The following is a 24659-nucleotide window of genomic DNA, read 5'->3' as shown; positions in this document are numbered from 1 at the left end:
GAGGGCACCCGTATCGACGCAACGTCGATACGTACATTTGAACATGTGTTCATATGTTATTGAGCAACACTATCCGCGTCAAGTCGGGGGGCATGCGCCGAGTATGGGAAAATGCGCGTTTTCCTGCCTCACACCCTCGCCTGCGTCATGCATCCAGTATTCGACCGCGCCTACAGCGCGCATCGCGACGGACGGCTCGACGACGCCGAGCGCGACTATCGCGCCACGCTTGAACTCGATCCCGTCCACGTCGATGCGCTGCATCTGCTTGGCGTGCTGCGCCATCAGCAAGGCCAGCACGAAGAAGCGGCCGACCTCGTGCGCCGCGCCGCGGATTTGCGCCCGCAGGACGCCGCGCTGCAACTCAACCTCGGCAACGCGCTGAAGGCGCTCGGCCGGCTCGACCAGGCAATCGAACGCTTTCGCAATGCGCTGACCCTCGCGCCGACGTTTCCGATGGCGCATTACAACCTCGGCAATGCGTACGCGCTCGCCGGGCGCCACGAAGACGCGGTCGACGCGTTCCAGAAGTCACTGCGCCTGCAGCCGCTGGACGCGTCGTCACACGTCAATCTCGGCAATGCGCTGCACGCGCTCGGCCGGCACCGCGAAGCCGTCGATTCGTTCCGGCGCGCGCTCGAACTGCGGCCCGGCCATGCGGGCGCGCACAACAACATCGGCATGGCGCTCAATGCGCTCGGCTCGGCCAGGGAGGCGATCGCGCATTTTCGCGCGGCGTTCAAGATCGAACCGCGCTTTGTTGCCGCGCGCTTCAACCTGGGCAATACGCTCGACGCGACGGGACAGCATCACGAAGCCGTCGCCGAATTCGAAGCCGTCCTCACGCTGCAGACGAACCTGCCGCCCGCGCTGTTCGGCCTCGGCAACGCGCTCGCCTCGCTCGGCCGTCACGAAGAAGCCCGGCCGCGCTTCGAGCGCGCCGTGGGTCTCGACCCGAACTTCGCGCTCGCCTGGCTGAGTCTCGGCGCCGCGCATCACGCGCTCGGCGCGTACGACGCCGCCCTGCGCGCCTTCGACCAGGCGCTGCGCCTGCGGCCCGATCAAGCCATCGCGCACATGAACCGCGGCGTGACGCTGCTCACGCGCGGCGATTTCAAGCGCGGCCTGCCCGAATACGAATGGCGGCTGGAAAACACGGCGCTGCCGCCGGACACGGCGCTGCTGCCGCGCTGGAACGGCGAGCCGATTGCCGGGCGCACGTTGTTCGTGCACGCCGAACAGGGTTTCGGCGACACGCTGCAATTCGTCCGCTTCGTCGAGGTGGTGGCGCAGCGCGCCGCGCGTGTCGTGCTCGAAGTGCAGCCGCAGCTGCTGTCGCTGCTCGAACCGACGGCGCAGCAATGGCGTGTCACGCTCATCGCGCAAGGCGCGCCGCGGCCCCGCGCCGACCTGCAATGCCCGCTGTTGAGCCTGCCGCTCGCGCTCGGCACCGAACTGGACACGATTCCGGCGCGTACGCCGTATCTGAATGCGCCCGCCGCGTCGCGGCGCACCTGGCGAGGCTCGCTCGGCGGACAGGCGAAGCGCAAGATTGGCCTTGCGTGGTCGGGACGCGCGCAGCGTCAGGAAAACCGCTCGCTGCCGCTGGCCGCGCTCGAACCGCTGTTCGCGCTCGACGGCATCGACTGGATCGTGCTGCAGCCCGCGCTCAGCGACGACGAACGCGCCGCGCTCGACGCGCATCCGCACGCGAAGAACATTCATCGCTTCGATGAGCGCATCCGCGACTTCGCCGATACGGCGGCGATCATCGAGCGGCTCGACGGCGTGGTGTCGGTCGACACGGCAATCGCGCACCTGGCGGGCGCGCTCGACCAGCCGCTCTGGCTGATGCTGCCGTTCGCCGCCGACTGGCGCTGGTTCACGCGCGACGCGCGCAGCCCGTGGTATCCGTCCGCGCGGCTCGTGCGGCAGCCACGGCCCGGCGCGTGGGGGGAAGTCGTCGACGAGGTTGCGGCGGCGCTACGCAGTTGAGCGCTGCTTTGCCGAAGCCGTCGATCAAATAAAAAACCCCCGCACGCATGCGGGGGTTTTGTTTTTGGCACTGGCAGCGACCGCTTACGCCGTCCGATATTGATTGCGCGCTTCCGGCGTGCGATACAACACGAGCGTCGCGATCAGGCCGCAGACGGCCGCTACGCTCATCCACAGGCCGGGCGCCGCCTTGTTGCCCGTCGAGTGGATCAGGTACGTCGCGATGGCGGGCGTGAAGCCGCCGATCGTCGTAGCCAGGCTGTACGCCAGCGAGAAGCCCGCCGTGCGCACGTCGACCGGCATCACTTCCGTCAGCGCGACGACCATCCCGCCGTTGTAGCAGCCGTACAGGAACGACAGCCACAGCTCGACCATCAAGAGGCGCGCGAACGACGGATCGGCGACGAGCCATTGCACAGCCGGATACGACGTCAGGATCGTGAGGATCGTGAACGTCAGCAGCACGGGACGGCGGCCGATGCGGTCCGAGATCGCGCCCGACACCGGCAGCCAGACCAGGTTCGATACGCCGATGCAAACGGTGACGATCAACGTGTCGATCGACGAAAGTTTCAGCACTTCCTTGCCGAAGGTCGGCGTGTACGCGGTGATCATGTAGAACGACACCGTCGTCATGATGACCATGCCCATGCCGCCCAGCACGACGCCCCAGTTCTGCAGCATCGACGAGAAAATCTCGCCGACCGACGGACGGTGCTTCTTCGCGAGGAACTCGTCCGTCTCCTTCAGCGAGCGGCGAATGATGAACAGGAACGGCACGATCAGACAGCCGATCAGGAACGGCACGCGCCAGCCCCATGCCGTCATCTGGTCGGCGGGTAGCATGCGGTTCAGGACCACGCCGATCAGCGCGGCGAACACGACGGCCACCTGCTGGCTGCCCGATTGCCACGAACAATAGAAGCCCTTGTTGCCCTTGGTCGCGATCTCCGACAGATACACCGACACGCCGCCCAGTTCCACGCCCGCCGAGAAGCCTTGCAGCAGCCGCCCGATCAGCACGAGCACGGGCGCGAGCACGCCGATCGTCGCGTAGCCCGGGATCGACGCGACGGTGAGCGTGCCGAGCGCCATCAGCGCGAGCGTCAGGATCAGGCCCTTGCGGCGGCCGTGATGGTCGATGTACGCGCCGAGCACGATCGCGCCGAGCGGACGCATCAGGAAGCCCGCGCCGAACACCGACAGCGACAGCATCAGCGATGCGAATTCATTGCCGCTCGGAAAATACGTCTTCGCGATCGCAGCGGCGTAGTAGCCGTAGACCATGAAGTCGTACATTTCCAGGAAATTGCCGCTGACGACGCGGAATACGGTACGGACCTTGGATTCGTCCGTCGCTACTTGAGCATGGGATGCAATTGCCATGACTTTCTCGAAATGAGCCCGCTGCCTGCAAGAACAGACAGCGTTGGGCAGTTCAAACGATCCGCCGGGACAGCGCGGATGCCCCTCCGGCTCGGCCGGGTCGCGTCTGCGCCCGTCGGGGCGCAGCGCTTTGCGTGGGCGCGGTATTCTCATGCGGCAAATGCTGTCGAGATATCAGGGTAAACGTGATATTTCGCTTACGACATGGGCCTGCCGTGATAATAACGTTACTCTGAAGGGCGTGCATTTAATACAATTTTCTTACAATCGCGCTATTCCAAGAAAATTCTTCCGATGCGGTTTTCGACCGGCAAGCCGCGCCAGGTGACGCCGGGCGACATGCGCCGTATCGTGACTCTCTGTGACTCTCTTGCCGCCTGCTGACGGCCAATCCGTTCCTTTCTACCGCGCACTACCGCCGCAATGTCCGATTCCGCTTCGCTGCCCGCTCTTTCGTCCCTCACGCTTCGCCCCGCGACCGAGGCCGACGCCGATCTCCTCGCTGCCATCCATAGCGCGAGCTGGCAGGCGACCTATCGCGGGCTGCTGCCGGATGCATTTCTCGACGGCGAGGTCGCGCAGGAGCGCGCGTCGTACTGGCGTGCGCGGATGTCGGCGCCGGGCGCCGAACGGCGGACCGTGCTGGTCGCCGAGCGTGCAGGCGAGCCGATCGGCTTCGTGTGCGTCGAACGTCAGCCGGATTCGCCGTGGGGCGTGCTGCTCGACAATCTGCATGCGCTGCCCGCGCACCAGGGAATCGGCGCAGGCAAGCTGCTGATGCGCGCCGCGCAGGACTGGGCGCGCGAGCAAGGCGAGGCGCAGCTGTATCTGTATGTGCTGGAAGGCAATGCGTCCGCGATCGCGTTCTACGAACGGCAAGGCTGGCAGTTTTCGGGCGCCGAGCCCGATCATATGGGCGGCGTCGACATCACTGCATTGAGATATGTCTATCGTCTGAATCGCGAATCGACACATTATTAAGATAACTAAATATTTAAGATTTATCTGATCGTTGAATCGACAACCGTCTGCCACGATACCGCGACCCAACGCCTCGACCGGGCCGTGAACGTGCGTTGCGTTCACATCTGCTGTCGTCCGCCGCTTCGAGGCCAAACAACACGAACAAGAACGAGGCGAAGACCGTGTCGACATCCCCACTCACACTAGTAGTCGGCGAAATCAGAATGCCGCGCCTTCGCCCTCTTGAGCTGGTGTCCCGCTCGCTCGGCCGAGAATGGTCGCTGCTGCCGCCCAACGTCAGCTTCCGCACGGAACTGAAGGCGCTGTACGCCGCGATGCTACGCACCTTTTGCCTGAGTGCCGACGCTATCCGCACCATGTGCCGTTGGGACCCGGACAGTCTGCGAAAGCCCTCCGCTACCATGGCCACGCTGGCGCCTGCCGCCACGCCCAGCCCGATTCCACTGGGCATGCGTCATCCGACGCGCACGCCGGCTCGTGAGAGCCGTCAATGGAACACGCTTGCGGGCGGCGCATGCGCAATCGGTGGCGTGGCCGCGATTGCGTGGCTGATGGCGAACCATCCGCGACAGCCTGCGTCGCCGACGCTCGCCGACGCGCCCGAGGTGACGCTCAACGCCGCTGCGAATCATGATGGAAACGTGCACAGCCGTTCCGGCAATATCGAACGCCCGGCGGATGCGCCCGTCGCGTGGAATCGCACGCGCGGTGATCTGACGGCGCGCAAACCGGACGAGAGCACGACGATCGACACGTCGGGCAGTGATGCCGGACATGTTTTCTCCACGCGTACCGGGCCAGCAACGACGCATGCTTCCGCTTCGCCTGCTACTGGCCACGAAACGCCTGCTACTCAAGCTTCGCGAATCACCACGGAGCGCGCGTCGCCCATCGCTCCGCGCGCTGCCGATGTCTATGCAAGCGTCCCGCCAAAGAGCGCGAAGCCGTCCGGGATCGATCATGCTGCGCGAGACGTACGCAAAGCTAACTCGACGAAGCGCGAGCGCAATGAGTTTGCCAGTACGAGCGCGCGTCGCGTGCCACATGCGGCGGCCCGCGCGCCGGACATCACGCCGCGTCACGACTTGCATGCATCGTCGGAAGCACGGCTTTCGACGGGACATCGCGCGCGTCACTTGCCTTCTGTCGCGGGCGACTATTCGCCGCTCGCGCCGTCGGCGCGCCTGAATGGCGACTATGATTCCGTCACGATGTCGGCGGGCACGCATGTACGGAACGTCGCGCCGGTCACGATCCGCCAGGACCGCGTGAACACCAACAGCACCGAGTGGATGAACCACATGTCACAGCGGCGCGTCACCGAAGTCCCCGATAGCTTTTCGAAGTAAGTCCGCGAGCGGCGACCCATCCGAATCAGTGTCAAACAAATAGGGCTGAGTCCAGCAAAATCCTGGACTCAGCCCTTTTCTCCTTCCCGCCAAACCACAACGCTGCGTTTCCATTGCCGCAAGGCAAACGCCTCACCGATTCCCCGGCAGCCCAGCCTCCGCCTGACGCTGCAACTGCAGCACCTGCTGCTGCAACTGACGCAATTCCGCCTGTGCCTTATCCTTTTCGTCACGCAACGCGAGCGTTTCGTCCTGCGTTTGCCGCTGATAGTCGGCGACCTTCGCTTCCTGGGCGCGCGCCACTTCGATATCCGCTTGCAGCCGTTGCGCGCGCGCCTGCGACTCGCCGATCACCCGCTCGATCGATGCCTTCTGCGCCTGCAACTGAGCCCGGCGTATCTCGACGTCAGCGAGTTGCGCCGTTTGCCGCGCGAAGCCGGTATAGATGGATTCGGCCCGCGCCTGGTCGGATGTCCTGATGACGCGCCAGAAATGCTTGTCCTGAAACAGCGCGACGTAGTACGTCATGCGCTGCGCGTGGAAGAACAGCGAAGCGCCATAACCACCGTTGTACGTGGTGCGCATTTCCGTCAGCCCGCCGTCGTGGATCAGTTGCATCAGATCGGCGACATCGCCTTGTACGCTACCGCTTGCGTCGACATTCGCATCGAGGCCGGGTGCACTGCCCGTATCGTCGGCGGACTCGGCATCGCTTTGGGTGTCCGACGCGTCGGCGGGTGTGCCTTTCGCCGCGCCCGCGCGCACGACGCCCGCTCCTGCCGCCGACTTGCTGGCCGCCAGCGCGACGCCGCCATGCATGAGCGCGCAAGCAAGCGTGAGCAATACCGTGCGGCGCAGATCGAAGGGGTACTTCATACGTCGATACTCCGTGCGTATCCAGAAACAGCCTCGGATTATCGCGTGGAATATGCCGTTTCTGACGCGCTGTGACAGAACTTTAAATCGAGATGAACGGACAACTAAGCAATTCGACGCGCAAACGCAAAAGATCGTAAAAACAACCGTTGTTTTCCAAGCGCATGGGTTTGCAACCAGGTGCCGCGCAGACTTGCGACAGATAGAAATGAAAACGCGAGCGAGCCATCAGCGGCCCGCTCGCGTCAAATCGAAAAACGCAGAAAACGCAGCAATCAGAAGCGCGTTTCGCGCGCGACCCGCAGGAACGTATCGAGCAACGGCGTGCAATCGAGCAGTTCGGGACCGCCCGCGCGGTGGAACTCGGGGTGCCACTGCACGCCCATCACGAACGGCGCGCGCCGGTAGCGCACGGCTTCGATGATGCCGTCCGTCCCCGACACCGCCTCGATGTTCAGATCGCGTCCCAGCTGGTTGACCGCCTGGTGGTGGATCGAATTGACGATCGCCTCGCGCCGGCCCGGGAACATGTTGACGAGCGTCGAGCCTTCGGGGAAATGAATCGAATGTCGATGCTGGTCGTAATGCTCGTTGACGTGGATGCCCGCCGTCGGCACATCCGTCGCGATGTCCTGATACAGCGTGCCGCCGAACGCGACGTTGATCAGCTGGCAGCCGCGGCACACGCCGAGCACGGGCTTGCCCGACTCGACGAACTCGTGCAGCAGCTCGAGTTCGTACATGTCGCGCACGCGATCGCCGGGCCATTCGGGACGCGTCGCCACCTCAGCGTACGACTGCGGCGACACGTCGGCGCCGCCTTGCAGCAGCAGACCGTCCAGATGCTTCGCGTAGTCGCGCAGGCGGATGTTGCTCGGGTGCAGCATCCCCTGATGGCCGACCGTAGGAATCATGAAGACGAGCACGTCGCGCGACATCACCCAGTGCGCGATCGACTCTTCCAGATACTGCAGCGTCTTCCCGCGCAACCCTCTCGCGCCCGGCTCCGGGTGGAAGATTCGCGCCGACACGCCAATGCGCAACGTCCGCTGTGTGATCCTGCGGCCCGCGCGGTCGAAAATCTGCCGCGCGTGCGCCGCAATGATTCGCCCGAACACGGACCACGCCGAATCGTTGTGCTTCAGATAAGCAGGCGGTCCCGGCGGATAGGCGCTCGCGGGTGGCGGATTGGATGCGCTGAAATCCGGTGCCGAGCCGAAGCCCGGCGGCGGAGAGCCGTCTTTTTTGGCCGACGCGCCGAGCGTGCCGTCCGGCTCGCCGCCCGTAGGCGCCTTAACCGGCGCGCCCGTAGCACCGGACGTCGCGCCTGACTCAGCGCTCGCGGCTGGCGGGTTCGCCGACGCCGCCGTTGCCGCCGCCCGTTCCGCGTTCGACACGACGGACTGCACCCGCGCTGCCGCTTCCTGCTGCGCGCTAGCCTGCGCGGCGCTCGTGCGTGCCTGCTCGGCCTCGCGTCGCTGCGCGGCGGCGGCGTTCTCGGGCGTCACATTGGAGGCGCTTTCGGGGGAATCGGTGGAAGCCGCTTCTTTGGCTTCCCGTGCGGGAGTGGGCGTGGGTGTTGGGGCCGAGGGAGTCGACGAAGGGGCCGGTGACGATGGTGACCCGGCTGCGCCGGATTGGCTCGTCGAAGGAGAAGGTGTGCCGGGTGTGCCGGCGTTATCGGAGTTGTTCTCGCTCATGACTGTTTGACAGACGCGTCTTCGCGCGCGAACGATTAGACATGTCTCATTATCCGCCTCGCGCCCCACCGGGGCAAACCAGCACACAATTCGTCACATCAGGACACAACATGCAACCTTGCGCGAACGTGTCTCAATCGGCGCGATGCGGGCGCACCACATCATGGATCGGGCTGCTCATCGAAGGTTTCGCGCAGCGCGATCTGCATCGTCGCGTGAATCCGCACGCACCAGCGCCACAACAGCGTCAGCAGCAGCGCGGCGACGACCAGCACGGCGACGAGCAGGCCCGTCGGCGGCAGAATCGTGCTCGACAGCGCCGCGACGAGCAGAAACACGCCTAGCATCGAAACGACAGGCACGAGGTCCGAAATGGCGTAGCGGATCGCGCTCGTGAAGCGCCCTGCCTTCGCCGGCTGCACGCTGATTTCGGCCAGCAACAGCGCAAGCGACTTGGTCTTCCGGTAGACGGCGACGAGAAACGGCAGCGAGACGAGCAGCGCCGCGCTCCATAGCACGACGCGCTGCATCGGCTCGGACGGCAGCCATTTCTCGATAAATCCACTCCCGTAAGGCGCGCCATAAGACGCGCCCAGAAAAATCGCCGCGACGATCGCGAGATTGACCGCGATCTGCAGAATGATCCGACGCGTGAGGCCGAACACGGTCGGCTCGCCCGAAGCAGGCCGCAGACTGCCGAGCCACTGCCCGTACATGCCGAACACGTTGGCGACCGTGCGCGGCATCGCGCGGCCAAGGCGTTGCGTGAGCGGGTCGGCGGCGCGGATCAGGTAGGGCGTGAAGAGCGTCGTCAGCGCGGAGACGGCTACGGCAATCGGATAGAGGAACGCGCTCGTCACCTTCAGCGTGAGGCCGAGCGACGCGATGATGAACGAGAACTCGCCGATCTGCGACACCGTCATGCCGACGCGCATCGCCGTGCGCCCGTCCTTGCCCGCGAGGAAGGTGCCGAGCCCGCACGAGACGATCTTGCCGAGAATCACGGCAACCGTGATGACGGCGATCGGCCACGCGTAGTCGACCAGCACGGCCGGGTTGAGCATCAGCCCGATGGTCACGAAGAAGATCGCCGAGAACGCGTCGCGCAGCGGCGCGATCAGATGCTCGATGCGGTGCAGGTGGCGCGACTCGGCCATGATCGCGCCGATCAGGAACGCGCCGAGCGCGATGCTGTAGTCGAGCTTGACGACCAGCAGGCAGAACGCGAAGCAGAAGCCGAGCACGGAGACGAGCAGCATCTCGTCGCTCTGCGACTTCGCGACGTAGTTGAGCGCGCGTGGCACGACCAGAATGCCGACCACCAGTGACACCGTCATGAACAGCATCAGCTTGCCGAGCGTGACGAACGCGACGCCCGCCGACAGCTCGCCCGTCTGCGCAATACCCGACAGCAGCACCAGCATCGCAATGGCGAGAATGTCCTCGACGATCAGAATGCCGAACACCAGTTGCGCGAAGCTCTCACGCTTGAGGCCGAGTTCGGAGAGCGCCTTGACGATGATGGTGGTCGACGAAATAGCGAGGATCGCGCCGAGAAACAGCGAATCCATCGAACTCCAGCCGAACGCGCTGCCGATCTCGTAGCCGATCCACAGCATCAGCACGATCTCCGACAGCGCGGCGACGATGGCCGTCGCGCCGACCTTGAACAGCTTGCGCAGGCTGAACTCGAGACCCAGCGAAAACATCAGGAACACGACGCCGAGTTCGCCGAGCGTCTGGATGGTCTGCTCGTCGTGGATCAGCTGGAACGGCGGCGTGTACGGCCCGATGATCACGCCCGCCGCGATATAGCCGAGCACCACCGGCTGTTTCAGGCGATGGAACAGCACGGTAACGACGCCGGCGAGCGCCATTACGACTGCCAGATCCTGAATGAAGCCGATGCCGTGGTGCATAGTCTTGTTCCTTACAAAAAGTAATCCAGAACGCGATGGTAACGCACGAACGGTTAAAAACCATTTAGCGCAGCACGAAGAAAGGATACAAACAGCGGCTTTCGGCGAAACTCGCGCGGCGTCGCGCGGTCTTGATGCATTCGCGCCGATCGCGCCCGACGCGTCACAATACGGTTCTCGACTGCCGACCTTCGATCTCAACGCCATGACCAACGCCACGTCACCCGCCGCGTCACCCGATTCAACGCCCTTCCCGCCGCTCGCCCAGCTCGCCGCCGATCTCGCCGCCGGCCGTACCACCAGCCGCGCGCTCGTCGAAGCGGCGCTCGAACGCATCGCCGATCCCGCCGGCCAGGGCGCGGCCGTCTTCATGCAGGTCGACGCCGACAACGCCCGCGCCACCGCCGACGCGCACGACCGCCTGCGCGCAGCCGGCACCGTCCTGTCGCCGCTCGCGGGCATTCCCGTGTCGGTGAAGGACCTGTTCGACATCGAAGGCCAGGTGACGCGCGCCGGCTCGAAGGTGCTCGCGAACGCCGCGCCCGCCACGTCCGACGCCCCCGCCGTCGCGCGACTCAAGCGCGCGGGCGCCGTGATCGTCGGACGCACGAACATGAGCGAATTCGCGTTCTCCGGCCTCGGCCTCAACCCGCACTACGGCAACCCGCTGTCGCCGTACCGGCGCGGCGTGAAGGGCGACGAACGGGTGTCGGGCGGATCGTCGTCGGGCGCGGCGGCGTCGGTGGCGGACGGCATGGCGGCCGTCGCGCTCGGCAGCGACACGGGCGGCTCGCTGCGCATTCCTGCCGCGCTATGCGGCCTGACAGGCTTCAAGCCGACCGCCGACCGCGTGCCGAAGCAAGGCGGCGTGCCGCTTTCGCCGACGCTCGACGCCTTCGGCCCGATCGGCGCGACGGTCGCGTGCTGCGCGCTGGTCGACCGGATTCTCGCCGGGCTCGAGCCTGTCGTTCCGTCTGCGCGTCGGCTGGAAGGCGTGCGCCTCGGCGTGCTGAACCATTACGTGACGGACGATGTCGAGCCGGAAGTCGCGCAGGCCTACGACACCGCGCTCAAGCATCTGGAGGCGGCGGGCGCAATCGTCAGCGACGTGCGCTTCGCGCCGCTCGACCGGCTCGCCACGATCAACCGCTTCGGCTTTTCGCCGATCGAAGCCTACGCGTGGCACCGGCCGCTCCTGGAAGCGCAACGCGACGCGTACGATCCGCGCGTGCTCACGCGCATCCTGAAGGGCCAGCCGGCGACAGCCGCCGACTATCTCGACCTGCTCGCCGAACGCGCCGCCATGCTGGCCGAAGCGCGCACGATGTGGCAGCGCTTCGACGCCGTCGTCGCGCCGACGGTGCCGATCGTGCCGCCGCGCGTCGCCGGCCTGGTCGATGACGACGAGGCGTTCTTCCGCGCCAACGGCCTCGTGCTGCGCAACCCGAGCGCTTTCAATTTTCTCGACGCGTGCGCGATCTCGCTGCCCTGTCATCCACGCGGCGGCGCGCCTGTCGGGCTAATGCTGGCCGCCGCGCCGCACGCGGACGACGCGCTGCTGGGAATAGGACGGGCCGTCGAAGCGGTATTGAATACGATTCGCTGAGATTTGTTGACATGGGCGGCGTCACTTGCGGAGGCCCCGGCATGTGCCGTGTGCTTCGGCTAGAATCGCCGCACCTTTTACCGAACTTCCACCGCTAGCAGGATCATGATTATCGATAACGTTACATTGCGCCGCGAGCGCAGTCTGCTCGTTCTACTCGGTCTCGTCTGTCTCGCGCTCGTGGGGGGCGCGCTATACCTGCAGTTCGTCGAGCACGAAGATCCTTGCCCGTTGTGCATCATCCAGCGCTATTTCTATCTGCTGATCGCGATCTTCGCGTTTCTCGGCGCGCGGCTCCGCGGCTGGACGGGCGTCAGGCTGCTCGAACTGCTCGCGCTTTTGTCGGCGCTTGGCGGGCTGCTGACGGCCGCCCGACATGTGTATGTGCAGTCGCATCCGAACTTCAGCTGCGGGTTCGATGCGTTGCAGCCGATCGTCGACGGTCTGCCGCCCGCTCACTGGCTGCCGGGCGTGTTCAAGGTCGCGGGTCTGTGCGAAACGCCGTATCCGCCGATTCTCGGTATTTCTTTGCCTGGCTGGTCGCTGATCGGGTTCGTCGTTGCGTTTGTCGCGCTGGCGCTCAGTCTGTGGCGTAATCGCCGCGCGCGGTAAGAAAGGGTTACCGAGGGTTTTCTGGGGAACGCGGGTTCAAGTGGTCAACGGTTCCGTTGGTGTGTTGGCCCGCGGCTGGCCTTTTTGCCGGCATTTGCCTTTTCTTCGCTGGCATCCGCGCTATGCCTTCGTGCTTCAAGCGTCGCCCCTGTGCGGGGCGGCACCTACTTTTCTTTGCCGCCGCAAAGAAAAGTAGGCAAAAGAAAGCGGCTCACCCCGCCAACTCTTCTTCCTGCCTGCGGGCCCCCAACGGCCCCGTCCTTCATGCGGTAACGCGCTATCGCCTGCCCGTTGCCAACGCTTCGATCAGATGCCTCACCCGCTCCAGACGCCCGCACAACGGCTGGCGACAGCGAATGGTTTCTGCCGCCCAGGTGGCAAACTGTGTGTAGGTTGTCGCACCGCACAGGTTAGTGCTCTTACCAGTAACACCAGCCTTGCTTCCCAGTCCGGAGTGAGGCGCGTATGGCGCGAAAGCCGACACACAGTTTGCCACCTGGGCGGCGGAGGACTATCTGGCACGGCGTGCTGCGACGCGGGTACATGAAGCGGGTGAGGCGTACAGAGAGAGCGTTGGCAACGCACGCGAACAGGTGCGTTGCCGCGTGAAGCGTGGGACCGGCTGGGGGCCCTCAGGCAAAAACTAGAACTGGCGGTGTTAGCCGCTTTCTTTTGCCTACTTTTCTTTGCGGCGGCAAAGAAAAGTAGGTGCCGCCCCGCACAGGGGCGACGCTTGAAGCACGAAGGCATAGCGCGGATGCCAGCGCAAAGGCTAAAAGCACCAAACGCCATGCGCAGCAAACACCACAACGCGGGATGCCATCAAAAACCCAAACCATACCCCCGCCCCCACCGCAAAGCCAAAAATCCGACCAGCATCTTGCGCTGCAAAAACCAAATCCCGGCTACCCGCAAACGTCGATGCTGTAGGCATACCGCCACACCACCGCCTGTTCGGCACAAACCCTGCGCACATCGAAGCACCGCCCAGCAAGGCTCCGCGCGAAATTCGCGCCCTCGCAGCGCACCACGCCTCCCTCCCTCATGACCGCCGCCGAATAACCCCCATTCGCGCGGGGAAATATTTTTGGGACAAAGTGGTGTTATGTTCGACCATGGATGGCGATCTACGTGCGCGAGGCCAGCTACGGCGCGGCCCCAAGCGTAACGCGCGCCCGGTCCGCAATGTCTTCAGGATTCGCCGTGACAACGCAAACCATCCGCTTCTATCACCAGGGAACCGTCCGCGAGCTCAGCGGCGTGCCCGCTTCGCGCACCGTGCTCCAGCACCTGCGCGAAGATCTGCATTGCACGGGTACGAAGGAAGGTTGCGCGGAAGGCGATTGCGGCGCTTGCACGGTCGTCGTCGGTGAACTTGATTCGCGCGGGCAACTGACGCTCAAAGCCGTCAATGCGTGTATCCAGTTCCTGCCGACCCTCGACGGCAAGGCGCTGTTCACGGTCGAAGACCTGCGTGCCGCAAGCGGCGCGCTGCACCCGGTTCAGGAAGCGCTGGTCGACTGCCACGGCTCGCAGTGCGGGTTCTGCACGCCGGGCTTCGCGATGTCGATGTGGGCGCTGTACGAGAACCAGCCCGCGGGCGCTGGCCTGCCGACACGCGACGAAATCAACACCGCCCTCTCCGGCAATCTGTGCCGCTGCACCGGCTACCGGCCGATCGTCGAAGCGTCGCAGAAGATGTTCGACGAGCAGCAGTATCCGCGCGTCGCGCTCGACCGCGCCGCTGTCGTCAATGCCCTGCAATCGATCCAGCGCAACGACACCTTCGAATACCGCGCGCCCGACACACGCGGCACCGACTACGGCACGCCGGCTTTCTTCGCCCCCGTCACGCTCGACGCATTCGCCGCGCTGCGCGCGCAGCACCCGCATGCGCGGCTGCTGGCGGGCAGCACCGACGTCGGCCTGTGGGTCACGAAGCAGTTCCGCGATCTCGGCGACATCCTGTATATCGGCAACGTCGCCGAACTGAAAACGGTCGAACGCGATGCGCAGACGCTGACGATCGGCGCGGCGGTGTCGCTCGAAGACGCGTATGCCGCGCTGACAGCCGACTATCCCGAACTCGCCGAACTGTGGACGCGCTTCGCGTCGCTCCCCATCCGCAATGCAGGCACGCTCGGCGGCAACGTCGCGAACGGTTCGCCGATCGGCGATTCGATGCCGGCGCTGATCGCGCTCAATGCGCTCGTCGTGCTGCAGCGCGAGCGTAAGACGCGCACGCTGCCGCTCGACGCGTTCTACGTCGGTTACCAGAAAACGGCGCTCGAACCCGGCGAGTTCGTCGCGGCGATCCGCGTGCCGCGTCCCGCGCCGGATCTGCGTTTTCGCACGTACAAGGTCGCGAAGCGCTACGACCAGGACATCTCGGCCGTGTGCGGCGCGTTCGCTCTGCGCATCGCCGATGGCGTGATCGCCGATGCGCGCATCGCGTTCGGCGGCGTGGCCGCGACGCCGAAGCGCGCGCAGCACGCCGAGGCCGCGCTCAAAGGCGCGCCGTGGGACGCCGCCACCACGCAACGCGCGATGGACGCGCTCGCCGCCGACTATCAGCCGCTCACCGACATGCGCGCGACGAGCGCCTATCGGCTGAAAGTCGCGCGCAATCTGCTGTGGCGCTTCCATCTGGAAACACGCGACGCCAATCCGCTCGCGCTGTGCGACGTCAACGCGTTCGCATTCGATGCAGCCGCGAGCGCGCAGGAGCAGAGGCCATGAACAAGCAGACGGAAGCCTTCGTGCATCACGCATCGCTTGCCGCACACGACGCGCAAGCTGCCATCGGCGTGCCGCTGCCCCATGAATCGGCGACGCTGCACGTGAGCGGCGAAGCCACCTACACCGACGACATCCCCGAGCTTGCACAGACGCTGCACGCGGCGCTCGGTTTGTCGCGGCATGCGCATGCGCGCATCGTGTCGCTCGATCTCGATGCCGTGCGCGCGGCACCCGGCGTCGTCGCCGTGCTGACAGTCGACGACATCCCCGGTGAAAACAACTGCGGCCCCGTGCTGCACGACGACCCGATTCTCGCCGACGGCGAAGTGCTGTATCTCGGCCAGCCCGTCTTCATCGTCGTTGCGCAAAGCCATGAGTTGGCGCGGCGCGCGGCGGCGCTCGCGAAGAGCGACGACGTCGTGCGCTACGAGCCGCTCGAAGCCGTGCTCACTGCCGCCGAAGCGAAGGCGAAGAAGCAATATGTGCTGCCACCGCTGCATCTGAAGCGCGGCAAGCCCGCCGAGAAGATTGCGCAAGCGCCGCATCGGATGACGGGCACGTTCGAAGTCGGCGGCCAGGAGCAGTTCTATCTGGAAGGCCAGGTCGCGTATGCAGTGCCAAAGGAAATGGACAGCATGCTCGTCTATAGCTCGACGCAGCATCCGAGCGAGATGCAGCACGTCGTCGCGCATATGTTCGGTTGGCCGACGCATAGCGTGATGTGCGAATGTCGGCGCATGGGCGGCGGCTTCGGCGGCAAGGAGTCGCAGTCGGCGCTGTTTGCGTGCGCGGCGTCGCTGGCCGCGCACCGGTTGCGTCGCCCCGTGAAGCTGCGCGCCGATCGCGACGACGACTTCATGATCACGGGCAAGCGTCACGACGCGATCTACGAATACGAAGCCGGCTTCGACGACGACGGCCGCATTCTCGGCGCGCGCGTCGAGATCGCGTTGCGGGCTGGGTTTTCGGCGGATCTGTCGGGCGCCGTCGCGACGCGCGCCGTGTGCCACTTCGACAACGCGTATTACCTGTCGGACGTCGATATCGTCGCGCTGCCGTGTAAGACGAACACTCAGTCGAACACTGCGTTTCGCGGCTTCGGCGGCCCGCAGGGCGCGCTCGTGATGGAAGTGATGATGGACGGCATCGCGCGCGAGCTGAGGCGCGATCCCCTCGACGTGCGCCGCGCGAACTTCTATGGCATCAAAGAGCGCAATGTGACGCCCTACGGCCAAACCGTCGAAGACAACGTGATTGCGCCGCTGACGGATGAGCTGATTGAATCGAGCGACTACACGGCGCGGCGCGCAGCGATTGCAGCGTTCAACGCGTCGAGCCCTGTGCTCAAGCGCGGCATCGCGTATTCACCAGTGAAGTTCGGCATCTCGTTCAACGTGCCGTTCCTGAATCAGGCGGGCGCGCTCGTGCATGTCTACAAGGATGGCTCAGCGCTCGTGAATCACGGCGGCACCGAAATGGGCCAGGGGCTGAACACGAAAGTCGCGCAAGTCGTCGCGAACGCATTCGGCCTGCCGCTCTCCCGCGTGCGCGTGACGGCCACGGATACGTCGAAGGTGGCGAACACATCGGCGACGGCGGCGTCGACGGGCAGCGACCTGAACGGCAAGGCCGCCGAAGCCGCCGCGCACGCGATCCGCGAACGCCTCGCCGTGCTGGCCGCAAAAGAACTCGGCGGTAACGCTGAAGATGTGACCTTCGAAAACAGCGAAGTACGCGCGAACGGCGCGGCGATGCCGTTTGCGCAACTGGTCGGCGCGGCGTATCTCGCGCGCATCCAGTTGTGGTCCGACGGCTTTTATACGACGCCGAAAGTGCATTGGGACGCGAAGACGCTGACGGGCCATCCGTTCTACTACTTCGCGTATGGCGCGGCGGTGTCCGAAGTCGTGATCGATACGTTGACGGGCGAATGGAAGCTCGTGCGCGCCGATGCGCTGCACGACGCCGGCCAGTCGATCAATCCCGCCATCGATCTCGGCCAGGTGGAAGGCGCGTTCATTCAGGGCATGGGCTGGCTCACGACGGAAGAACTCTGGTGGAACCGCGACGGCCGATTGATGACGCACGCGCCGTCGACGTACAAGATCCCCGCCGTCAGCGATACGCCCGCCGCGTTCAACGTAAAGCTGTACCACAACCCGAACGCGGAGCCGACCGTGTTCCGCTCGAAGGCCGTCGGCGAGCCGCCGCTGTTGCTGCCGTTCTCGGTGTTCCTCGCGATCCGCGATGCTGTCGCGGCCACCGCGCCCGATGCACCGCACGCCCCTGCACTGCGCGCGCCCGCGACGCCCGAAGCGATACTCGATGCGATCGACGCGCTGAACGCAAGCACGCCTGTTGCAACAATCGCCGCAGCGGCCAGTCCAACGTCGCAGGAACCTGCGGGCGCGGGCACGACGGCATAGCAACACACACGCATAAAGTGCCGCGCGACACGACCGCAACGCACAGAAGATCAACCGGCTGCGCGGCCAACCCGCGCGGCCTCGTATGGAGAACCGCCGGATGCATGCCTGGCTCACCGATCTGCAGCAACTGCTCGCGCACGGCGACGCCGTCGTGCTCGTGACGGTCGCGCGCGCCGAAGGTTCGGCACCGCGCGACGCTGGCACGAAGATGATCGTCACACGCGATTCCGCGCGCCATACGATCGGCGGCGGCCATCTCGAATGGAAAGCGATCGAAAGCGCGCGCCGCGTCTTGCGCGACGGCATGCGCGCACCGAACATGCGGCGGCTCGAACGCTTCGCGCTCGGACCGAGTCTCGGCCAATGCTGCGGCGGCGCTGTCGTGCTCGCGTTCGAGCGGCTCGATATCGGCGACCTGGGTTGGGTGACGTCGCTGGCCAAGCGCTTGGCCGCGGGCCATTCGATGGTGCGTAGCGTATCATTCGGCCCCGCACCCGATGCGGTGATGCTGTCCGATCCTGAACCGGGCGTCGAAAGCGCCGACTGTTTGCTGTGGGACGGCGCGGGCTTCGACGACAGCAGCGCGCTGCTCACCGAGACCATCGCGCCGCGCGACTTCCCCGTCGTGCTGTTCGGCGCGGGCCACGTGGGCGCCGCGCTCGTACGTGTGCTCGCGACGCTGCCCTGCCACGTGCACTGGGTCGATGAACGCGACGCGCAGTTCCCGGCACCTGACACACTGGGCGCAACGAACGTGACGATCGAAGCGAACGACGCACCCGACGAAGCAATCGACAAGGCCACGCCGCACACGTACTTCATCGTGATGACGCACAACCACGCGCTCGATCTCGATCTCGCCGAGCGCATCCTGCGGCGCGGCGACTTCGCGTTCTTCGGCATGATCGGCTCGCATACGAAGCGCAAGCAGTTCGAGCACAGGCTTGCGGCGCGCGGTTTCGATCCTGCCGCGATTGCGCGGATGAAATGTCCGCTTGGCGTAGACGGCATCGTCGACAAGTCGCCGGAAATCATTGCGATTTCGGCGGCGGCGCAACTGCTGCAGGCCGTCGAAGCCAACGCTGCACATGCGGCGCAGACGGCCTGAACATCGAATATGCATCGAACGCATTGGGGGACGTCCGACCAGCCATCGGGCGTTGAATAAATCAACCGATAACCCGAATCATTGACCGACCATGACGACAACCACACTTTCCCCGCTAGCTCACAAGACGAACGGCGCACCGAAGGCCGAGCTGCATATTCATATCGAAGGCTCGCTCGAACCTGAGCTGATCTTCAAGCTGGCCGAACGCAACGGCGTGAAGCTTGCGTACGACTCGATCGACGCGCTGCGCGCCGCGTACGCGTTCACCGATCTGCAGTCGTTTCTCGACATCTACTATGCAGGCGCAAGCGTGCTGCTGAAGGAAGAGGACTTCTACGACATGACGATGGCCTACGTCGAGCGCGCGCTCGCGGACAACGTCGTGCATACGGAAATCTTCTTCGATCCGCAGACGCATACCGAGCGCGGCGTGCCGATTGCGACCGTGGTCGCGGGCATCGAGCGCGCGCTGGCCGAAGCGGAAACGCGCGGCCTCACGAGCAAGCTGATTCTGTGCTTCCTGCGGCACCTGTCCGAAGAAGATGCGCTCTCAACCTTCGACGAAGCGCTGCCGTTGTTCGACCAATACAAACACCGGCTGATCGGCGTCGGCCTCGATTCATCGGAGCGCGGCCATCCGCCGTCGAAGTTCGAGCGCGTGTTCGCCAAGGCTCGCGATAAGGGCTTGAAGCTGGTCGCGCACGCGGGCGAAGAAGGTCCGCCGTCGTACATCTACGAAGCGCTCGATCTGCTGAAAGTGGACCGTGTCGATCATGGCGTGCGCAGCATCGAAGACCCGGCGCTCGTCACGCGGCTTGCCGACACGCGCGTCGCGCTGACGGTGTGCCCGCTGTCGAACCTGAAGCTATGCGTGTTCGACGATCTGACCAAACACACCTTGAAGGCGCTGCTCGACAAGGGCGTCGCCGTCACCGTGAATTCCGACGATCCCGCCTACTTCGGCGGCTACGTCAACGAAAACTACCTCGCGACGATCGACGCCCTCAAGCTCGACGACGACGAGGTGTACACGATCATCCGCAACAGCTTCGAAGCGTCGTTCGTGACGCCTGCGGAGCGCGACGCGATGATCGCCAAACTCGATGCGCATTGGCGCGCATCCGCTTGATCCCCGCTTGATCTTATAGTTCGGAGACGGTTTCACCATGACTCAAACAGCTTATCGCGCGCAACTGCTGACGTTCAACGGCGATCCTGCGCAATCGTCCAATGCTGCAGTCTTCAACGAAGACGGCCTTCTGATCGTCGAAGACGGACATGTCGTCGCGGCGGGCGCGTATGCGTCTGTCGCTGCGCAACTCGCGCCCGCCACGCAGGTGGTCGAGATGCGCGACAAGCTGATCGTCCCCGGTTTCATCGATACGCACATTCATTATCCGCAGACGGACATGATTGCGTCGCCGGCGCCGGGGCTGTTACCGTGGCTCGACACGTACACTTTCCCGACCGAGCGCGGTTTCAGCGACGCTGCTGTCGCGCAGGACACGGCGCGCTTTTTCATCGACGAGCTGCTTGCGTGTGGCACGACGACGGCACTCGTTTACTGCACGGTGCACAAGCAATCGGCGGATGCGTTGTTTACTGAAGCGCAGCGGCGCAATGTGCGGATGATCGGCGGCAAGGTGCTGATGGACCGCAACTGCCCCGAGTTTCTGCGCGACACCGCGCAATCGGGCTACGACGACAGCGCCGAACTGATTGCACGCTGGCACAACAAGGGACGTCAGATGTACGCGCTGACGCCGCGTTTTGCGCCGACTTCGACGGAGGCGCAACTCGAAGCGACGGGCGCGCTGGCGAAGCTGCATCCTGATGTGTTCATTCAAAGTCATGTCGCCGAGAATCATGACGAAGTGAAGTGGGTCGCGGGTCTTTTTCCTGGTCATCGCAGTTATCTCGACATCTACGATCACTATGGGTTGTTGAGGCCGCGGGCTGTGTATGGGCACTGTATTCATCTCGATGCTGAAGATCGGCGGCGCATGGCCGAGACGCGCTCCGTTGCTGCCCATTGCCCGACGTCGAATCTGTTTCTTGGAAGTGGCCTGTTTGATTTCGACAAGGCTGCGGAATCGGGGATGCCTGTTGCGCTGGCGACCGACGTGGGTGGCGGTACGTCGTTCTCGATGCTGCAGACCATGAATGAAGCGCATAAGGTTGCGCGGCTGGGTGGGCATCATTTGACCGCTACGCGGATGTTCTGGCTGGCTACTGCTGGCGCGGCTGAGGCGCTTGATCTTGCCGATCGGGTTGGGACGTTAAGGCCTCGGGCTGAGGCGGATTTTGTGGTGCTTGATCCTAAAGCTACGCCGTTGTTGGCGCGGCGGACTGCGCGTACTGAGACGCTTGAGGAGCTGTTGTTCGCGTTTGCGCTGCTTGGGGATGATCGGGCTGTGTTTGAGACTTATGCCGCTGGGCAGCGGGTGCATCGGCGTGATGATGTCCGGCAAAGCGTTGCCGGGAGCGCGCGGATCGCTGCTTGATTTTTTTTCGTCTGCGACGCGTTGGGGGGCGCGTTGCGTGGGGCCTGTCATAGATTTTGTGTTCAAGGCATAACATGTAGCTCAAGGAGCATGTATGCCACGCAAACCCAAGACGACTACCGAAGCGCCGACAGTGTTACCGTCCATTCCGAAGGAACTGATCGACCAGTTCGTGAAGGGACCCATGACTGCCGAAGCGGTGCACGCCGCTTCAGCGGCATTCAAGAAGGCGCTGATCGAGCGGGCGCTGGGCGCCGAACTTGGACACCATCTGGGTTATCCGGCGGGTGCCGTGCGGCCCGAAGACGCGACCAACCAGCGCAACGGCAAGAGCGGCAAGACGGTGCTGACCGACGACGGCCCGCTACGCCTGGCGATCCCTCGTGACCGCGACGGCAGCTTTGCCCCGATCCTGATTCCGAAGCACGAGCGACGTTTCACCGGCTTTGACGACAAGATCATCGCGATGTACGCCCGTGGCATGACGGTGCGAGAGATCCAGGGGTTTCTGGCTGAGCAGTACGGTACCGATGTGTCGCCGGAATTCATCAGCTCGGTGACCGATGCCGTGATGGACGAGGTGAGTATCTGGCAGGCGCGCCCGCTCGAGCCGATGTACCCGGTAGTGTTCATTGACGCGCTACGCGTCAAGATCCGCGAGGAAGGGATGGTGCGCAACAAGGCGATCTATCTGGCGCTGGGCATCCTGCCGGACGGCACACGGGACATCCTGGGGCTGTGGATCGAGAACACGGAAGGCGCGAAGTTCTGGATGAAGGTATTCAGCGACCTGAAGGTGCGTGGCGTGCAGGACATCCTGATCGCGGTCACCGATGGACTGAAGGGCATGCCTGAAGCGCTGGGCGCGGTGTTTCCGGCCACCACGCTCCAGACGTGCATCGTGCACCTGATCCGCAACTCGCTGGACTACGCGAACTGGAAAGACCGGCGGGGGCTGGCTGCCGCCCTCAAACCGATCTATTCGGCAACGGGCGCTGAAGCTGCGCAGACCGAACTGGACGCGTTCGAACAGGGCGAGTGGGGCCAGAAATTCCCGACGGTGGTGGCCGCCTGGCGTCGGGCCTGGGATCGCGTGATCCCCTTCTTCGCGTTTCCGCCAGCGGTTCGCAAGGTGATCTACACGACCAATGCCATCGAAAGCGTCAATGCCCGGCTACGCAAGATCGTCAAGACGCGTGGACACTTCCCGACGGACGAGGCCGCGACCAAACTGCTATGGCTGGCCTTGCGCAATATCACGGCTGACTGGAGCCGTGCTGCGCATGACTGGAAAGCCGCGATGAACCAGTTCGCGATCCTCTACGAGGATCGCTTCACCAGGAATCATTTGTAGAATGCAATTGATGAGCCTGCCAGATGGCAGGCTTTTATCTGCCTTGCACACAAAAATTCAGACACTCCCCGTTGCGTGGGTTTGCGCTGGCATCCGCGTTTTGTCTTCGTGCTTCAAGCGTTGCCCCTGTGCGTTTGCCTTTTCGCTGGCATCCGCGTGATGACTTACCCGTTCAAGCGTCGCCCCTGTGCGGGGCGGCACCTACTTTTCTTTGCCGCCGCAAAGAAAAGTAGGCAAAAGAAAGCGGCTAACACCGCCAACATTTCTTCTTGCCTGAGGGCCCCCAACCGGTCCCACACTTCACACGGCAACATTTCTGTTCGCGTTCGTTGCCAACGCTTCGAATGACCGCCTCACCCACTTCAAACACCCGAACAATAGCTAGCGGCAGCGAATGGTTTCCGCCGCCCAGGTGGCAAACTGTGTGTAGGTTGTCGCGACGTATAGCTTGGCGCTCTTACAGGGTGGGACGCGTGCGCTGTCGGTCCGAAGTGAGGCGTGTGAGGTGCTACGGCCGACACACAGTTTGCCACCTGGGCGGCAGTGGAATATCTGGCACGGCGCGTTGCGACGCGGACGCGTGAAGCGGGTGAGGCGTCAATTCAGAGCGTTGGCAGCGAACATGAGTCACGAGGTTGCCGTGTGAAGCGTGGGACCGGTTGGGGGCCCTCAGGCAAACACAAGAGTTGGCGGTGTTAGCCGCTTTCTTTTGCCTACTTTTCTTTGCGGCGGCAAAGAAAAGTAGGTGCCGCCCCGCACAGGGGCAACGCTTGAACTGCAGACACCGTAACGCGGATGCCAGCGAAAACACAAGCAAACCACCCCAACGTCGCCAGACAAAACCAAAACCTAAACCTTGCACACTTCATACAGCGCATTCAACCTGCGCACAGGATCCGCAACAAAAGGATTCGTCTCATCCCACGCATAACCGGCCAGCACGGCGCTGATCATGCGCCGAATCCCTGGTGTTTGTTCGGGATAGAAGATGATGTCCTGCAACTCGCCGGTATACCAGCGCTCGACGAACGCGCGAAACGTATCGATCCCCTTGCGCAGCGGAACATCATAAGCAGACTGCCAGTCAACACTCTCGCCAGCAAACTGACGCTCAAGCGTCCCAACAGCAAGATGCGCGGAGCGCAAAGCAATAGTCACACCCGACGAAAACACCGGATCAAGAAACTCACCCGCATTCCCGAGCAATGCAAACCCAGGCCCATGCAGTCGTTCGACATTCGCCGAATACCCGCCAATATGCCGCACCGGCATCAAAAACGGCGCATTGCCAATCAGACGGTTCAGCGTCGGCTCACTCTGAATCAACGCCCGCAACTTCGCCTCACGCTCGGCCTCGGGCACATCAAGAAACGCAGCCTCCGCCACGCATCCCACCGATGAACGCCCGTTCGCCAACGGAATCATCCAGTACCACACATCCCGATGCTCAGGATGCACAGCAACTGTGATCTTGTTGCGATCGTGCGCGTCGACAGGAATACCATCACGCACATGCGTAAAGATAGCGGCACGCGTCGGCATGCGCGTCGGCGCTTCGAGATTCAGCAGCCGCGGCAGCACGCGACCAAAGCCGCTTGCGTCGAGTACGAAGCGTGCCTGCACCTGATACGCGTTGCCCGCTTCGTCAGATACATCCAGCACGGGCGCGTCGCCCGTCTTCATCGCGCTCACCGTGTGGCCGAAGCGCACGTCGGCGCCCTGCTGCACCGCGCAGCGGATCAGCAGATCGTCGAACGTCGCGCGCTCGACCTGGTAGGTCGTGCCCCAGCCGTCCGAATGCTTGTCGCGAAAGTCGTACGCGCACGACTGGTCGCGATACACGAAGTGCGCGCCGTTCTTGTACTGAAAGCCCGCTTCGACGACCGCCTGCAACATGCCCGCCTCTTCGAGGTAAGCCATGCTCTGCGGCAACAGGCTTTCGCCAATCGAGAAGCGCGGAAAATGCTGGCGCTCGAGCACGAGCACGGAATGCCCTGCCTTGCGCAACAGCGCCGCCGCAACGGCACCCGAAGGTCCCGCTCCGATGATAGCCACGTCTACCGACGCATTCATCGACGAATCCATATTCATTGAT

The 24659-nt window shown here is 64.0% G+C and carries 16 protein-coding genes; 11 read left to right on the top strand and 5 right to left on the bottom strand.

The window, feature by feature from the left end; translation table 11 throughout:
* Nucleotides 1–147 precede the first annotated feature (147 nt).
* A complete protein-coding gene (locus C2L64_RS04020; protein WP_090838133.1) occupies nucleotides 148–1995 on the top strand; it encodes a tetratricopeptide repeat protein in 1848 nt (615 codons plus the stop codon).
* A gap of 84 nt (nucleotides 1996–2079) precedes the next feature.
* On the opposite strand, the gene tcuC is transcribed toward C2L64_RS04020, so the two are convergent.
* Nucleotides 2080–3381, bottom strand: a complete 1302-nt coding sequence (tcuC, locus tag C2L64_RS04015) for an MFS transporter (protein ID WP_007576501.1) — start codon at nucleotides 3379–3381, stop codon at nucleotides 2080–2082.
* Nucleotides 3382–3804: 423 nt separating this feature from the next.
* Here tcuC and C2L64_RS04010 point away from each other — a divergent pair, with 423 nt between their 5' ends.
* Nucleotides 3805–4362 carry a GNAT family N-acetyltransferase gene (locus tag C2L64_RS04010; protein ID WP_086916310.1) on the top strand — a complete coding sequence of 186 codons (558 nt, stop codon included), beginning with the start codon at nucleotides 3805–3807 and terminating at the stop codon, nucleotides 4360–4362.
* 206 nt (nucleotides 4363–4568) lie between these two features.
* Entirely contained in the window at nucleotides 4569–5714 is a 1146-nt protein-coding gene (locus tag C2L64_RS04005; RefSeq protein ID WP_090838135.1) for a hypothetical protein, read from the top strand.
* Nucleotides 5715–5846: 132 nt separating this feature from the next.
* Here C2L64_RS04005 and C2L64_RS04000 read toward each other — a convergent pair whose 3' ends face one another.
* From C2L64_RS04000 to C2L64_RS03990, 3 genes are all read right to left on the bottom strand, one after another.
* Nucleotides 5847–6590: a DUF2968 domain-containing protein gene (locus C2L64_RS04000; RefSeq protein WP_090838137.1), complete on the bottom strand. Its 744-nt coding sequence runs from the start codon at nucleotides 6588–6590 to the stop codon at nucleotides 5847–5849.
* 275 nt (nucleotides 6591–6865) lie between these two features.
* Nucleotides 6866–8290 carry a gamma-glutamyl-gamma-aminobutyrate hydrolase family protein gene (locus C2L64_RS03995; RefSeq protein WP_090838139.1) on the bottom strand — a complete coding sequence of 475 codons (1425 nt, stop codon included), beginning with the start codon at nucleotides 8288–8290 and terminating at the stop codon, nucleotides 6866–6868.
* Nucleotides 8291–8451: 161 nt separating this feature from the next.
* Nucleotides 8452–10209 (bottom strand): cation:proton antiporter, encoded by a 1758-nt coding sequence (locus tag C2L64_RS03990; protein ID WP_007576491.1) that lies wholly within the window; start codon nucleotides 10207–10209, stop codon nucleotides 8452–8454.
* Between the two features lie 205 nt (nucleotides 10210–10414).
* On the opposite strand from C2L64_RS03990, the gene C2L64_RS03985 reads away from it, so the two are divergent.
* The 8 genes from C2L64_RS03985 (at nucleotide 10415) to C2L64_RS03950 (ending at nucleotide 22564) form a co-directional block, all read left to right on the top strand.
* A complete protein-coding gene (locus C2L64_RS03985) occupies nucleotides 10415–11815 on the top strand; it encodes an amidase (protein ID WP_090838141.1) in 1401 nt (466 codons plus the stop codon).
* Nucleotides 11816–11920: 105 nt separating this feature from the next.
* Nucleotides 11921–12427 (top strand): disulfide bond formation protein B, encoded by a 507-nt coding sequence (locus C2L64_RS03980; protein WP_007576489.1) that lies wholly within the window; start codon nucleotides 11921–11923, stop codon nucleotides 12425–12427.
* Between the two features lie 1203 nt (nucleotides 12428–13630).
* Entirely contained in the window at nucleotides 13631–15166 is a 1536-nt protein-coding gene (gene xdhA, locus C2L64_RS03975; protein ID WP_090838149.1) for a xanthine dehydrogenase small subunit, read from the top strand.
* Nucleotides 15163–17592: a xanthine dehydrogenase molybdopterin binding subunit gene (gene xdhB / locus C2L64_RS03970; protein WP_090838143.1), complete on the top strand. Its 2430-nt coding sequence runs from the start codon at nucleotides 15163–15165 to the stop codon at nucleotides 17590–17592. Before xdhA ends, xdhB begins: the two co-directional genes overlap by 4 nt.
* A gap of 100 nt (nucleotides 17593–17692) precedes the next feature.
* The gene (gene xdhC, locus C2L64_RS03965) at nucleotides 17693–18703 is read left to right on the top strand and encodes a xanthine dehydrogenase accessory protein XdhC (RefSeq protein ID WP_007745217.1); all 1011 of its coding nucleotides are present in this window, start codon (nucleotides 17693–17695) and stop codon (nucleotides 18701–18703) included.
* Between the two features lie 91 nt (nucleotides 18704–18794).
* Nucleotides 18795–19835: an adenosine deaminase gene (locus tag C2L64_RS03960; RefSeq protein WP_086915143.1), complete on the top strand. Its 1041-nt coding sequence runs from the start codon at nucleotides 18795–18797 to the stop codon at nucleotides 19833–19835.
* A gap of 37 nt (nucleotides 19836–19872) precedes the next feature.
* A complete protein-coding gene (guaD, locus tag C2L64_RS03955) occupies nucleotides 19873–21210 on the top strand; it encodes a guanine deaminase (RefSeq protein ID WP_090838145.1) in 1338 nt (445 codons plus the stop codon).
* A 94-nt stretch (nucleotides 21211–21304) separates the two neighbouring features.
* Nucleotides 21305–22564 (top strand): IS256 family transposase, encoded by a 1260-nt coding sequence (locus tag C2L64_RS03950; protein WP_103153664.1) that lies wholly within the window; start codon nucleotides 21305–21307, stop codon nucleotides 22562–22564.
* Between the two features lie 849 nt (nucleotides 22565–23413).
* Here C2L64_RS03950 and C2L64_RS03945 read toward each other — a convergent pair.
* Entirely contained in the window at nucleotides 23414–24655 is a 1242-nt protein-coding gene (locus C2L64_RS03945; RefSeq protein ID WP_090838029.1) for an NAD(P)/FAD-dependent oxidoreductase, read from the bottom strand.
* Between the last annotated feature and the right edge of the window lie 4 nt (nucleotides 24656–24659).

Source organism: Paraburkholderia hospita, assembly GCF_002902965.1.
GTDB lineage: Bacteria > Pseudomonadota > Gammaproteobacteria > Burkholderiales > Burkholderiaceae > Paraburkholderia > Paraburkholderia hospita.
This window is presented reverse-complemented; position numbering and strand designations above follow the sequence as displayed.